The sequence below is a fragment of the Corallococcus sp. EGB genome, assembly GCF_019968905.1.
Lineage (GTDB): Bacteria > Myxococcota > Myxococcia > Myxococcales > Myxococcaceae > Corallococcus.
The window spans coordinates 487,836-501,557 of the sequence record NZ_CP079946.1; the positions used below are offsets into that span (position 1 = coordinate 487,836).

Sequence of the window (13,722 nt, forward strand, 5' to 3'; positions counted from 1 at the left end):
ACGCGCACGTCGTGCTTGAAGCGCGTCCGCGCGGGGCTTATCCGTTGCGCCGCCCGCCATGCAGACGCCTTCTGAATCCGCGCCTTCCGCTTCGCTCCGTCCCTCGCTCGTCTGGCTGATGGCGGTGGCCGCGGCCGTCACCGTCGCGAACCTCTATTACAACCAGCCCCTGCTGGGAGACATCGGCCGGACGCTGGGTGCGGACGGGAGCGCACTGGGGCTGGTGCCCACGCTGACGCAGGTGGGCTACGCGGTGGGCATGCTGTTCCTGGTGCCGCTGGGGGACAGCCTGGAGCGCCGCAAGGTCATCCTCCTGCTGTGCGGCTGCGTGGGCGTGGCGCTGGTGGCGGCGGGGCTCGCCCCCAGCCTGCGGGTGATGGTGGCGGCGAGCTTCGCCATTGGCGTCACCACGGTGGTGCCCCAGATGATCATCCCGTTCGCGGCGCAGCTGGCGGCGCCGTCGGAGCGCGGGCGCGTGGTGGGCATGGTGATGAGCGGGCTGCTCATCGGCATCCTGCTGTCGCGCACGGCGGCGGGCTTCGTGGGCACGCACCTGGGCTGGCGCACCATGTTCTTCGCGGCCGCGGGCCTGATGGTGGTGACGGGCGTCGTGCTCCGCTTCACGCTGCCGGCGCAGCCGCCGGTGGCCTCCATGCCCTATCCGCAGTTGATGCGGTCGCTCATCCACCTGGTCCGCACGGAGCCGGTGTTGCGGCTGCACGCGGTGCTGGGCGGGCTGACCTTCGGCGCGTTCAGCGCCTTCTGGGCCACGCTGGCGCTCTACCTGCGCTCACTGCCCGGGCACTACGACGCGCAGGTGGCGGGCCTCTTCGGCGTGGTGGGCGTGGCGGGCGCGGTCATCGCGCCGCTGGTGGGCCGCTTCGCCGACAGGGGGGCCGGGCGGCGCATCAACGCGCTGGCCATCGCCGTGCTGCTGGCGTCCTTCGTCGTGCTGTGGCTCCTGGGGCAATCGCTGTGGGGCATCGCGCTGGGCGTGGTGCTGCTGGACCTGGGCGCGCAGGCGAATCAGATCGCCAACCAGGCGCGGGTGTACTCGCTGCGGCCCGATGCCCGCAGCCGGCTCAACACCCTCTACATGGTGACGTACTTCGTGGGCGGCGCCGCGGGCGCGTGGGCGGGCATGACGGCGTGGACGCGCGCGGGCTGGCCGGGCGTGTGCGCCGTGGGCGCGGTCATGTCGCTCACCGCGCTGGTGGCGGTGCTCTGGGGCGCGCGACGCCTGCCGGTGACCCACGCCCCCGCGGCCTGAGCTTCACCTGGGCTTCAGAGGTCGCGCTGCATGTGCCGGTGGGCGATGCCCACCTCTTCGAAGGGCTCGCCGTACACCGCGTAGCCCAGCCGCTCGTAGAAGGGGACGACGGGGGCCCGCGCGTGCAGGTGCACGTGGCGGAACCCGCGCTTGCGCAGCTCGTCCTCCAGCGCGCGCACCAGCTTCGCGCCCAGGCCCTTGCCCTGCAGGGACGGCTGCACCGCCATCTGGAAGAGCCGGCCGCCGCGCGAGTCCTCCGGATTGAAGAGCACGCAGCCTCGCACGTCGCCGTCCGCGTGGGCCACCAGGTGCAGGCTTTCGTTCTCGAAGGGGAACTTCACGTCCTTGCGGGCATGGCCCAGGGGCTCGCGCAGCACGCGGAAGCGCAGCTCCAGCTCGCCCTCGTAGAGCGGATGGCGAGGGTCGATGAACTCGAAGCGGAGGTCGGTCATGGCGCGCGAGTCTCTCAGAAGCTGCCGGTGAGCTGGAGGTTGAAGGTGCGGCCGTACTGGGGCACGGGGCCGGCGGACACGTCATCGCTCACGAGGAAGGCATAGCGCGTGTCGAGCAGGTTGTTCACGCCCGCGAAGTAGCGCAGCCGGCCGTAGTCGCCGGACACGCCGAAGCCCACCAGGAGCGCTTCGCCGCTGGCCGCGCCCGCGACGCCGGGCACGCGAGCGCTCTGGTAGGTGGCCTGCGTGGCGATGCGCATGTCGCCGTTGCCCACGGGCAGCAGGAGCCGCCCGGAGGCCAGGTGCGCGGGCGCGGCCTCCACCACTTCCTGCGAGGCGTTGCGCAGCGTCACATAGGAGTAGCTCAGGTCCACCAGCAGCCAGCGGCCCGGCTGCCAGTGCAGCCCGGCCTCCGCGCCCCACGCGAGCGCCTCGCCGGAGTTGTTCGCGTACACCAGGCACTGGGTGGGCGCGCTCGGGGTGCCGCACGCGGGCGTGGCCGCGGACTCGGTGGTGAGCGTGACGAGCCGCGAGATGCGGTTGTGGTAGCCGGCGACCGTCAGCCGCAGCTCGTTGGTCAGGTCGTGCGAGTGCTCCACCTCGAAGGTGGTGATGGTCTCCGGCTCCAGATGCTCCGCGGGGCGCTGGGTGAGGAAGTTGTCCTGATAGAACAGCTGGTAGACGTTGGGCGCGCGGAACGCTCGGCCGATGACGAGCTTGGTGAGGCCCTGCTCATAGGGCCGGCCGATGACCGCGAACCGGGGCGCGAGCAGCAGCGAGTCCAGGTCGGAGTACTTGTCCACGCGCAAGCCCAGCGACAGGCTCAGGCGCGGGTGCAGGCGCCACTCGTCCAGCGCGTATACGGACACGATGGAGCGCGTGCGCGTCTCCAGCGGCTTGTCCACCGCGGGGCTCACGCTCTTCTGGTCCACGCGCAGTTGGTGCTGACCCTCCACGCCCACGGTGAGGCGGTTGGCTTCGGTCAGGGCCGCGAGCAGGCGCCCCTCGGCGGTGAGCCAGTCCGCGTCGCCGGAGTCGGTGTTCGTCTCCGAGGTGTCGCCGCCATAGTTCCAGTTGCCCTTGTAGCGGAGCATGTCCACCGCGCCGCGCAGGGACAGGGTGAAGCGCTCGGAGAGTGTGCGCTCGTACCGGGCCTCGGCGAAGCCGCGCACGTCCTGCACGCGCGTGCCCTGCGCGCCCACCACGGTGCCGTAGGGTGCGGTGGGCACGTCCTTGCTGCGCCCATGCAGCTGGGCCACCAGCGACAGGTTGCCCACGCGCGCGCGCAGGGATCCGGTGCCGGCCTTCTCGCCGTCCAGGCCCGTGACGATGGGGCCCGGGTCGCCCAGGCGGGTGGTGTCCGCGCCGTGGGACTTCATGCCCGCCAGGCTGAAGAGGATGGAGCGCTGGGGGTCCTCCCAGGACGTGGTGGCGTGCACGAGCGTGGAGCCCAGCGCGCCCACGGCGCCGGTGACCTCCAGCCGCCGGTCCAGGCCCAGCGTGTCGCGGGGCACCACGTTGATGACGCCGAAGAACGCGCCCGTGCCGTACAGCGCGCTGCCCGGGCCGCGGACGACCTCGATGCGCTCCACCTCCTCCAGGTCCACGCTGAGGTCGTGCGCCGCGTAGCCCTGGCCGGCCCAGACATCGTTGATGGCATGGCCGTCCCAGAGGATGAGGATGCGCGTGTTGAGGTCACCCGGCGGGGCGAAGCCGCGCACGCCCACGTACGTGTACGTCCGGTCGTCGGTGAGGAAGAAGCCGCGCACGCCCGCCAGCGCCTCCGCCAGGGTGCGCCAGCCGAACGCGCGCAGCTCCTCCGGCGTGAGCACGGTGGTGGAGGCGGGGGCCTCGTCCACGGACAACAGGCGCTTGGACGCGGCGCGCACGGGGGGCGGCTCGTAGCGCAGGGTGGCGTGGACCTTCACCTCCTGGTCGGGGATGACAGTGACCTTCTGGCGCACGGGGCGCACGTCGCGGCTCTCCACCTCCAGCACGTGCTCCCCCTGCGGGAGGGTGACCACGGTGGGGGTGAAGCCCGCGGGCCGGCCGTCCACGCGCACGGTGGCGCCGTCGTGGTTGGAGGTGACGACGACGCGCCCGCTGGGCGCCGCCTGGGCGTTCAGCGTGACGGCGAGCGGTAGCGTGCCTTCGGCGGGCACGTCGATGACGTACTGGCCGGGCGCATGTCCGGGGGCGCGCACGTGCAGCACGCGCTGGCCCGGGGACATGCGCAGCTTCGTGGGGATGCGGCCCAGGACGGGGCCGGTGGGGGTGTCACGCACCTCCGCGCCCTCGGGCGAGCCGGTGATGTCCACCACGCCGGTGATGAGGCCGAGGTCCAGGTCCACCGGCACCTCCTTGCCCCGGACGAGGGTGACGGTGGCCTCGGTGGGGCGGTAGCCGGACTTCTGGACCAGGACCTTGTGGCGGCCCGGAGACAGCGCGAGCGTCTGTGGCGAGCGGCCCCGGCTGCCCAGGTCCGCGCGGTCGACGAAGACGTCCGCGCCTCGGGGGTTGGTGGTGACGCGCACCAGGGCGACCTTGGGGCGCAGCCGCTCCAGGGAGCGGGTGACCTCGGAGGCGTCCTCGGCGGGCAGGTCTTCGCCGAGCAGGTCGTTGTAATAGCGGTACGCCTCGTTGAACTTGCCCAGGGCCTCGAAGCAGCGCGCGATGTTGAAGAGGACGTTGCGGTTGGGGACCAGCCGGTAGCTGGTGAAGTACGAGCGCAGCGCCTCGGTGTAGTTGCCGTGCGAGTACGCGTCGTTGCCCAGCTCGAAGGCGATGTCCGCCTCGTCCGCCGTGTTGTCCGCGAGCGCGGGACCGGCGGTGAGGAGCCAGACGGACAGCAACCAGGGACCGAGGGGGGATGCACGCATGAGGACGCCTGCATTCTTCCCCCGATGCGGTGTCAGGTCCATGACACTGGCCACCGCATGGAGGCCCCCCGCACACCCGGCGTGGGTCAGCCGACGAGCGCCGCCGCCAGCCGCCGGGCCGCGGCTTCCAGCGTTTCCGGCGGGAGGTGCTCCGCCGGGGCCGCGTCGAAGGCGCCCCGACCCCGGAGGTGGGCGGGGGTGTCCGCGAAGCGGGGGACGAGGTGCAGGTGGAAGTGGCGCAGCACGTCGCCAATGGCGAAGGCGTAGACGTGCTCGGCGCCGAGCACCTCGCGCTGGGCGCGCATCACCCGCGCGGCGAACGGCCCCAGCTCCCGCGCGGCCGTTGCGTCCAGGTCATACCAGCCGCGCACGTGCTGAGCGCTGGTGAGCACCACCCAGCCGGGCACGGGACTGGGGGAGGCCACCCCGTGGAGGACGAGTCCGGGGGCCCTCGCGAGCACGCCACCCGGTGGGTGGACCTCCCCGCGAACGATGGCGCAGCCCAGGCAGGGGTCGTTGACGTCTGACATGGCGAGTCATCCTGATTCAGGGCGCTTGGACGCCCTTGGGTAGAATCCACCCCACCTTGACGGCGTGGGCTCGGGTCAGGGAGTGTCCGATTTCCGCCCTTTGGGTGCAGCTGGGGCGTGAAATTTCCGTCATACATTCAAGGTGGGGACGATGAAGAAGCATGTGCTGATGGCCGTGTTGCCGCTGCTGGCCTGGGGGTGCGGTGACCCGACTGACGCGGACAACGACGGTGTGGCGGACGGCATCCGGGATCCGAACAACGTCTCGGTGGTGGTGCCTTCCACGCCGAAGGGTACGGTGTCCGGGCAGGTGCTGACCACGACGCTGCAGCCGCTGGCGGACGTCACGGTGGCGATGACGATTGGCAGCCAGCCGACGGGCAAGTCCGCGACGACGGATGCGAGCGGCAACTTCGTGATGAAGGACGTGCCGGCGGGTGCGGAGGTGCTGCTGACCTTCAGCAAGAGCGGCTACTCGACGCTGCGCGCGACCTCCACGGTGCCGTCGTCCGCGGGCACGGTCCCCATCAACAACGGCAACGCGAGCTTCGGTCCGGTGACGCTGACGCAGCTGAACAGCTCGCTGAGCGTCAACGTGGTGACGCCGCAGGGCCGTCCGGCGGTGGGCGCGAAGGGCGTGCTCGAGGTGGACAAGGCGGGCTCGGTCATCCTGGGCAACGCCGACCGGGCCGCCTCCGTGGTGAGCAAGGTCTACGTGGAGGCCACGGCGGACTCCAACGGCGTGATGACCTTCACGGGCGTGCCCTCCGGCGTCGAGCTGGCGCGGCTGAACGGCTCGTACAACCTGTGGATCGCGCCGATGGACTCCAACGGCGACGGCGTGGTGGACACGGGCGGCTACGCGAAGAGCTACTCGGGGGCCGCCATCGTGGGGACCCAGGTCACGGCGCTCGCGCAGCTGGCGTACTCGAAGCCGTCGAGCGCGGGGAACCTGGCCATTGAAGGTGGCAACGTGGCCAGCCTGAAGGGGGATTTCGAGCCGCTCCGGAACATGGTGCGTCCGGGCGAGTCCGTCTACGTGTACTTCAACCAGCCGGTGCAGCCGGGTTCGCTGGTCGTGCGCCTGACGGACGAGTACGCGAAGGAGGGCCTGCCGGTGACGGCCTCCGTGAATGTCGGTGGCTACTCGGTGACCATCACCCCGGCCAGCGGCGTCGTGCAGGAGGGCAAGGAGTACAACATCTTTATCCGGGCATCTGCTGCAGAAGGCGGGAGCAACTACAGCCAGACGGGCTTCTTCTTTGGCGGTGACCAGGGCAGCCCGAGGGCGCTGTCCATTACGGACATCCGTTATCAGGAAACCTCCTCGATTGCGCCGGCCTCCAGCCAGCTCAACAGCGGCGAGACCGTCTATGTAACGTTCTCGGCCCCCATCAAGGCCTTGCTTGGTACGACGGCGCAGGTCTTCTTCAATGAAGACCTTGATGGCAACGGGGCCGTCGGCAACGTCCAGGGTGAGGTCGGAAATGCGCAGGGGTTCCCCCTCTTCTCGGCCGAACCCACTGCCCCCTACGTGACCAGTACCCCTGGCGAGAGGCCTGTCTTCGGCATCACCCCCTCGACCTACACCACGCGCTATTCCTTCACCTATGTAGGTTCGACTCCGTTCAGTCAGACCCAGATCGGCAGCCTGAAGCTCAAGGTCGAGTTCAGCAGGCTGATTCAGCAGGGATATGTCGATGCCTACGAAACCATCTGGGGCCAGGCCATCAATGAGGATGTAAGCGGCACTGGGATGGTCATGCAGCAGAAGAACCCAAACATCCCGTAGGCGCATGACCTAGTAACGCTGAGCAGCCAATGCCCCTGTGAAGCCCTGGCTTCACAGGGGCATTTTTGTTCTCGGCTCGGTCCTCTGGCAATTGAGTGAGCCGTCCCACTTCATGGACGGTCATCCCGCCATGGACTTGTTCGCCCCATAAGGGGCATGACTTCCAGAGAGTGATGCCCAGGATGTCGTATGGCACGGCCCAAGCAAAGGGCGGCCTGCCTGAAGCTTGGATAACCCCTGGACCTATAGCGGTGAGTCATGCGTTTTTGCCGACATCTTCTTGTGCTGGTTGCCCTACTACAGGCAACTGCCTGCTTGGAAATTCCCACACTGGAATCTCCAAGACTTACCGATGGTGGAAGCGAAACAGAAACATCTGTCCGCATTGACTGGGTGTCGCCAGAGACGAACTCCTATACCAATAGCCACGTTTTGATCAGGGTAGATGTTGCTGGCTCCAAGCCAGAGCGTTTGGAGTTGCTCGTGGACGGAGTTGTTGTTGCTCCGCTGTCGGCATCTTCTGAACTCCAGTTCGAAACCTGGACGCTTTCAGAGGGACCCCATGCGTTCACTGTGCGAGCGATTTTGGGAACGCATACCTTTGTGAGTTCGGAGCGAAGCATCAACGTCGACCGGACTCGTCCCAAGATAATTGATCAGACGCCCCTGAGCGGGGCGTTCCAGGTACTGGTAGACGCAGCGATTCAGGCAACCTTCTCGGAGCCGCTCAGGAGGGAGTCTGTCAGTGGGCAGTCCATTCACTTGCAAATGGATTCAGGGGATTTGGCTGCTGACATCGTGCTCTCCGAAGACGGAAAGGTGCTGACACTCGTACCTGGCACACCATTGCCCGTGGGAAAGTTGTTCTCTGTCGTTATTGATCCTGCGGTGACGGATTTGGCTGGGAACCCCCTGGACTCCTTGTCTCAGAAGTGGAGTTGGCACGTCCCGTCCTACTTGCTTCTGGGGGAGCCCCTATTTTATGGGAAATTCGAAAACAGTGGCGTTTTTGCATCATCCATTCGTGTTGGAAGGGATTCTCGGCCGATTGTGGCATGGATGCAGCATGGCTTGGTTCATGTGAGAGGTTGGACGGGCGAACATTGGGATTCCCTTGGCGGCCCCTTGAATGGTGATCCGAGTGGTGTGGCATGGACAAGCGTCTTGGATATAGACTCCGAAGGACGTCCTCTCGTTGCCTGGATTGAAACAGAGTTGGATAATTCCAATCGTCTTTATGTCCGGCGATGGACCGGCCTGACTTGGGAGTCCATGGGAAGCTTCTTGGTTCCAACCTTGAATCAGGGGCGCATGAACTGGCTGCAAGTCAATGCAACGATAGGGCAGGCTCCGGTCGTCGCCTGGATTGAAGATAGTTCGACTCAGTATCAAATGGTTTTCCGCCAATGGAACGGGACAGGATGGGAGTCACGAATAGCGCCACTCCCTCTGCAGAAGGAGCGGCGGCTATTTAGCTATGACTATACGTCCTTCGAGTTGGATGCGATGGGGAAGCCTGTTGTTGTATATAGTGAGTGGCAATCGAGTGCGTATGTGGGGCGGGTTTGGCGGTGGTCAGGGGGCGCATGGGAAGATATTTCGCCAAACACCAAAGATGTTGTGTGGGTTCATGCCATTGATGCCAGCGGTGATGTGCTTGTGGGGGTGAGGACCCTTGTGGGTGGCGTCTGGCGAACGATGGTCAAGAAATATGTTGGTGGTGGTTGGTTGTCCTTGGGAGAGCCCCTTGAGAGCATCCCGGGCGGTAATGATGAGATACCTGTCGAGTCCATCGCCTTGGACTCACAAGGTCGGCCAGTGGTGTTCATCAGCGAGTTGCTATCGGATTCTGATCCGCTTTCTCGTGTAGGTCAGGCGTGGCGATGGAATGGAAGCCGCTGGGAAGCCATAGGAGGTGTCCTCACTGCGCTCCCAGGCAAGTTCATCCACGGACGCCCGTCCTTCGCGTTGACGGCTGACGATGTGCCTATCGTTGCGTGGACGGAGCAGTTTTATCCTGCCGAATCCCATGTTTTTTCGGCCATTCACGTCTTCCGCCCCAACGACTGAAACCGGCACACCTGGGGGCGGATGTAGCCCCCACCCCCAGTCCCTCCGCGCACCTACACTGTCGTCCGCTGTGCCCCTGTCGCACAGCGGACACAGGACCTACCCTGGAAGCCGTCCAGGGAAATCTGGCGAGAACGGGCGCTTTTTGCTGGACGTGCTTAGATTCACTCCGCCCCTCCCGTGCATGCGAGGCCTCTGCTCCATGAAGAACGCGGTCCTGACATCTCCAGAGGGTGAGCCAACCGCGAGCGGTGGGCCCGCTCCCGTGAACTCCAAGCAGCGCGTCCTCGTCGTCGACGACTTCGACGACGCCCGCGAGATGTACGCCGAATACCTGGAATTCTGCGGGTTTGAGGTGGACACCGCCAAGAACGGCCTGGAGGCCGTGGAGAAGGCCCAGGAGGGTGAGCCGGACATCATCCTCATGGACCTGTCCCTCCCCGTCATGGATGGCTGGGAGGCGACGCGGCGCATCAAGCAGGACACCCGCACCCGCGACATCCCCGTGATGGCCCTCACCGGCCACGTGCTCGCCGGCAACGCCGAGCACGCCCTGTCCGTGGGCGCCGACGAGTTCGTCGCCAAGCCCTGCCTGCCCCAGGACCTGGAGAACAAGATCCGCAACATGCTCAAACCCAGCAAGGCGAAGCCGCGCTCGGGTCAGGAGTAACCCAGGCTGTGGCCCGGCAGTGTCCAGGGGTGGACACTCGGGTGCGGCACCCTGCGCCGGGTGGGGCTCCCGCGGGCCCCCGGGTTGACCCCTGGACGCGGGAAACGTAGGCAATCCTGGTGGGCTCTCCCGCCTCGTCCCCTCCACCCGACGCGTGGACTCCTCCCGAGGAGTTCGATGAGTACCGCATCGTGCGGCCGCTCGGACGGGGGCGTACGGGCCGGGTGTACCTGGCGCACGACACGCTCCTGGAGCGCCCGGTCGCGGTGAAGTTCATCCCGGCGCTGGGCTCCAACGCGCTGGCGCGCTTCCTGGTGGAGGCCCGCGCCGCGGCCCGCATCCAGCACCCCAACGTCGTCACCTTGTACCGGGTGGGACAGCTGGAGGAGCAGCCGTACCTCATCTCGGAGTTCATCCGGGGCGTCAGCCTGGATCGGCTGGCCCGGCCGGTGCCCTGGGAGCGCGCGCTGGGCATCGGGCGGGACCTGGCCCGGGGGCTGGGCGCCGCGCACCGCCGGGGCGTGCTCCACCGCGACATCAAGCCGGGCAACGCCGTCCTCACGGAGAGCGGCGAGGTGAAGCTGCTCGACTTCGGTCTGGCCAAGCTGCTCGACCGCGCCGAGGCCGGCGAGCCCGCTCCGGCGCGCGCGCCGCTGCCGCCGCCGGAGCTGCCCTCGGACTGGGACCCCGAGTCCAGCCCCGCCCTGGGGGCGCGCTCGCTGGATGGCGTCTTCCTGCCCTCGCTGCCGCGCGGCGCGCTGGTGGGCACGCCCTACTACATGTCCCCGGAGGCCTGGGCCGGCGAGGAGCTCACCGCCCGCAGCGACGTGTACTCGCTGGGCGTCGTGCTCTACGAGCTGTGCGCGGGCAGGGGCCCCTTCCGCGACGTGCCCTGGCGCGAGCTGTCCGAGGCTGTGCGCACCCGCGACGTGCGCCCCCTCCTGGAGGTGGCCCCGTCGGTGGACCCGGGCTTCGCCGCCGCCATCGACAAGTGCCTCCAGCGAGATCCGGCCCAGCGCCACGCGTCCGCCGCGCAGCTGCTCGACGCGCTGGAGGCGCTCACGCGCGAGGAGACGCCGACCGCCGTTCCGGAAGGCAATCCGTACCGCGGCCTCCAGGCCTTCGAGGCCGAGCACCGCGCCCTCTTCTTTGGCCGACGCCGAGAGCAGCGCGCCGTGCTGGAGCGGCTCAAGGCGGAGGCCTTCCTGCTGATGACGGGCGACTCCGGCGTGGGCAAGTCGTCCCTGTGCCTCGCGGGCATCCTCCCCGCCGTGGCGGACGGCGCGCTGGAGGACGGCCGGCGCTGGCGCACCGTGCGGCTGGTGCCCGGGCGCAGGCCCGTGTCCGCGCTGGCCGTGGCGCTCGCGCCGGTGCTGGAGGTGGACGAGGCGCCGCTCGCGGAGACGCTGCGCCAGGACCCCACGTCGCTCGGCCGCCGGCTGCGCGCGAAGCTGGGCACGCAGGGCGGGCTGCTCGTCTACATGGACCAGCTGGAGGAGCTGGTCACGCTGTCCCCGCCGGAGGAGGCCGCGCTCGCGGGCGCCGCGCTGGGGTCGCTCACGGAGGCCGCGGGGGGCTTGAGGCTGCTCGCCACCGGCCGCAGCGACTTCCTCACCCGCCTCACCGCCGTGCCCGGCCTGGGCCCGGAGGTGCCGCACGCGCTGTACCTCCTGCGCGCGCTCACCCCGGAGGAGACGCGCGAGGCCATCGTCGGCCCCGCCCGCGTGAAGGGCGTGCGCTTCGAGTCCGAGGCCGTGGTGGACGCGCTCGTCGCCTCCACGGCGGCGTCCGACGGCGGCCTGCCGCTGCTCCAGTTCGCGCTCGCGGAGCTGTGGGACGCGCGCGACGAGTCCCGGGGCGTGATGACCCAGGCGGCGCTGGACTCGCTGGGCGGTGTGTCCGGCGCGCTCGCCCGGCATGCCGACGCCGCGGTGGCGCGGCTGCTGCCGGATCAGCGCTCGGCGGCGCGCGGGGTGATGCTGCGCCTGGTGACGGCGGACGGCACCCGCGCTCGCAAGACGGACCGCGAGCTCGTGGGCGACGACCCCCGCTACCGCGCCGCGCTCGAGGCCCTGGTGCGCGCGCGCCTGCTCGTGGCCCGCGAAGGGGAGGGCGGCACCGCGTACGAGCTGGCCCACGAGGCGCTGCTCACCGGGTGGGCCACGCTGGCGCGCTGGCTGGTGGAGGCGGGCGAGCGCCGCGAGGTGCAGGCCCGGCTGGAGGCCGCCGCCGCGCAGTGGGAGCGCCTGGGCCACGCGCGCGAGTCGCTCTGGGGCCCGCGCCAGTTGGCGGAGACCGCGCTCCTGGAGCCCTCCGAGCTCACCCAGCGCGAGCAGTCCTTCCTCAGCACCTCGCGCCGCACCGGGGTGCGCAGCCGCCGGCTGAAGGTGGGCCTGGCGCTGGGCTTCCTCGCGTCGCTGGGGCTCGTGTACGCGGGCCTCCAGTGGCGCGACCGCCGCATCCTCGACGCGCGCGTGCGCGGCGAGCTGGCCGCGGCGGGGCTGGAGCTGGACTCCGTGCGCCATGAACGCGACGCGCTCCAGGCCGAGCGCGCGGAGGCCTTCCAGCTCTACGACACCGGCCACAAGGCGGACGGCGACCGGAGCTGGGCGAAGGTGGCTGGACACGCCGGACAGCTGTCCCACCACTTCGACGCCGTGGCGGACCGGCTGGAGCGCGCGCTGGCGCTGGCCCCCACCCGCACCGACGTGCGCGACGCGCTGGCGGACTTCCTCTACGAGCGCGCCCTGTGGGCCGAAAGCGAGCGTGAGCCCGTGCTGCCCGCGCTGCTCCAGCGCCTGCGCCTCTACGACACCGACGGCGTGCGCTGGAGCCGCTGGAACATGCCCGCGCACCTGACCCTCCAGGTGGACGCGCCCGGGGCCTCCGCGGAGCTGCGCCCCGTGTCGCGCGAGGCCACGGGGCCGGAGGCCGTGGGCGAGCCCCTGCCTTCCCCGGGCGCGCTCCCGTGGACCGGCCTCAGCGTGCCTCCGGGAGGCTACCAGCTCACCGTGCGCGCCCCGGGCTACGAGGAGTCGGTGCAGCCGCTGCTCCTGACGCGCGGGGAGTCGCGGCACGTCGTCCTGCCGCTCGTCCGAGCAGGGGCGCTCCCGCCGGGGTTCGTGTACGTGCCTCCGGGGGACGTGCGCTTCGGCAGCGCCGCCGAGTCCAGCGTGCGCGACTTCTTCAACGCCACCCCGCTGCACACGGTGCCCGTGCAGGGCTTCCTCATCGCCCGCCACGAGACGACGTACGCGGACTGGCTCCAATTCCTCGCGGCCCTGTCCCCGGAGCAGCGCGCCGCGCGCCAGCCCCGCGTGGGCACGGGCGGCTACGCCGGTGGCCTGGCGCTGGAGCCGGACGGCACCGGCTGGCGGCTGCGCTTCCAACCCGGCGGCGTGCGCTACACGGCGCGGACGGGCGAGCCCGTGCGGTACGCCCGGCGCTCGCAGCGCACGGAGCAGGACTGGCGCCAGTTCCCCGTCAGCGGCATCAGCTTCGCGGACGCGGAGGCCTACGTGACGTGGCTGTCCACGTCCGGCCGGGTGCCGGGGGCGCGGCTGTGCTCGGAGCTGGAGTGGGAGCGCGCCGCGCGCGGCGTGGACGGCCGCGAGTACCCCCACGGCAACCGGCTGGGCGCGGACGAAGCCAACGTGGACATCACCTACGGCAAGGACCCCGGCGGCTTCGGCCCGGACGTCGTGGGCAGCCACCCCGCGTCCCGCAGCCCCTTCGGCGCGGACGACATGGCCGGCAACGTGTGGGAGTGGACCCGCTCGTGGCTGGAGCCCGGCCGGCCCGTGGCCCGCGGGGGCAGCTTCACCTTCAACGTGACGAGCGCGCGGTCCTCCAACCGCGAGCTGCCCGAGGCCTCACTGCGCGACGTCACCGTGGGCCTGCGCGTCTGCGCGGACGCGCCCGTGACCGGCGGTTGAGCACCACCGGACACTGAAACCCCCGGGAACCGCTGGCCTCGCCCTGGGGGCCCTCCCAACTGGAAGCCACTGGACGCTGCAAGTGCCCGGACGGGCCTGTCGCGGTTGCCGCTCCCACCCCCCG

At 69.5% G+C, this 13,722-nt stretch carries 8 protein-coding genes; 5 read left to right on the forward strand and 3 right to left on the reverse strand.

Going from position 1 to position 13,722, the window contains the following annotated elements; genetic code table 11:
• The first annotated feature begins 58 nt into the window (after positions 1–58).
• Positions 59–1,270, forward strand: coding sequence for an MFS transporter (locus tag KYK13_RS02140; protein WP_223641537.1), 1,212 nt, complete (start codon positions 59–61; stop codon positions 1,268–1,270).
• Between the two features lie 14 nt (positions 1,271–1,284).
• On the opposite strand, the gene KYK13_RS02145 is transcribed toward KYK13_RS02140, so the two are convergent.
• From KYK13_RS02145 to KYK13_RS02155, 3 genes are all read right to left on the reverse strand, one after another.
• Positions 1,285–1,722, reverse strand: coding sequence for a GNAT family N-acetyltransferase (locus KYK13_RS02145; RefSeq protein ID WP_223641540.1), 438 nt, complete (start codon positions 1,720–1,722; stop codon positions 1,285–1,287).
• A gap of 14 nt (positions 1,723–1,736) precedes the next feature.
• Positions 1,737–4,601: a TonB-dependent receptor domain-containing protein gene (locus KYK13_RS02150; RefSeq protein WP_223641543.1), complete on the reverse strand. Its 2,865-nt coding sequence runs from the start codon at positions 4,599–4,601 to the stop codon at positions 1,737–1,739.
• 86 nt (positions 4,602–4,687) lie between these two features.
• Positions 4,688–5,131, reverse strand: a complete 444-nt coding sequence (locus KYK13_RS02155) for an HIT family protein (protein ID WP_223641546.1) — start codon at positions 5,129–5,131, stop codon at positions 4,688–4,690.
• 151 nt (positions 5,132–5,282) lie between these two features.
• On the opposite strand from KYK13_RS02155, the gene KYK13_RS02160 reads away from it, so the two are divergent.
• From KYK13_RS02160 to KYK13_RS02175, 4 genes are all read left to right on the forward strand, one after another.
• On the forward strand, positions 5,283–6,923 hold the full coding sequence (locus KYK13_RS02160) for a carboxypeptidase-like regulatory domain-containing protein (protein ID WP_223641549.1): 1,641 nt from the start codon (positions 5,283–5,285) through the stop codon (positions 6,921–6,923).
• A 315-nt stretch (positions 6,924–7,238) separates the two neighbouring features.
• Complete coding sequence (locus KYK13_RS02165; RefSeq protein ID WP_223641551.1) at positions 7,239–8,993, forward strand: Ig-like domain-containing protein; 1,755 nt, start codon at positions 7,239–7,241, stop codon at positions 8,991–8,993.
• 202 nt (positions 8,994–9,195) lie between these two features.
• Positions 9,196–9,663 carry a response regulator gene (locus KYK13_RS02170; RefSeq protein WP_223641553.1) on the forward strand — a complete coding sequence of 156 codons (468 nt, stop codon included), beginning with the start codon at positions 9,196–9,198 and terminating at the stop codon, positions 9,661–9,663.
• 119 nt (positions 9,664–9,782) lie between these two features.
• The gene (locus tag KYK13_RS02175) at positions 9,783–13,598 is read left to right on the forward strand and encodes an SUMF1/EgtB/PvdO family nonheme iron enzyme (RefSeq protein ID WP_223641556.1); all 3,816 of its coding nucleotides are present in this window, start codon (positions 9,783–9,785) and stop codon (positions 13,596–13,598) included.
• Positions 13,599–13,722: the final 124 nt, after the last annotated feature.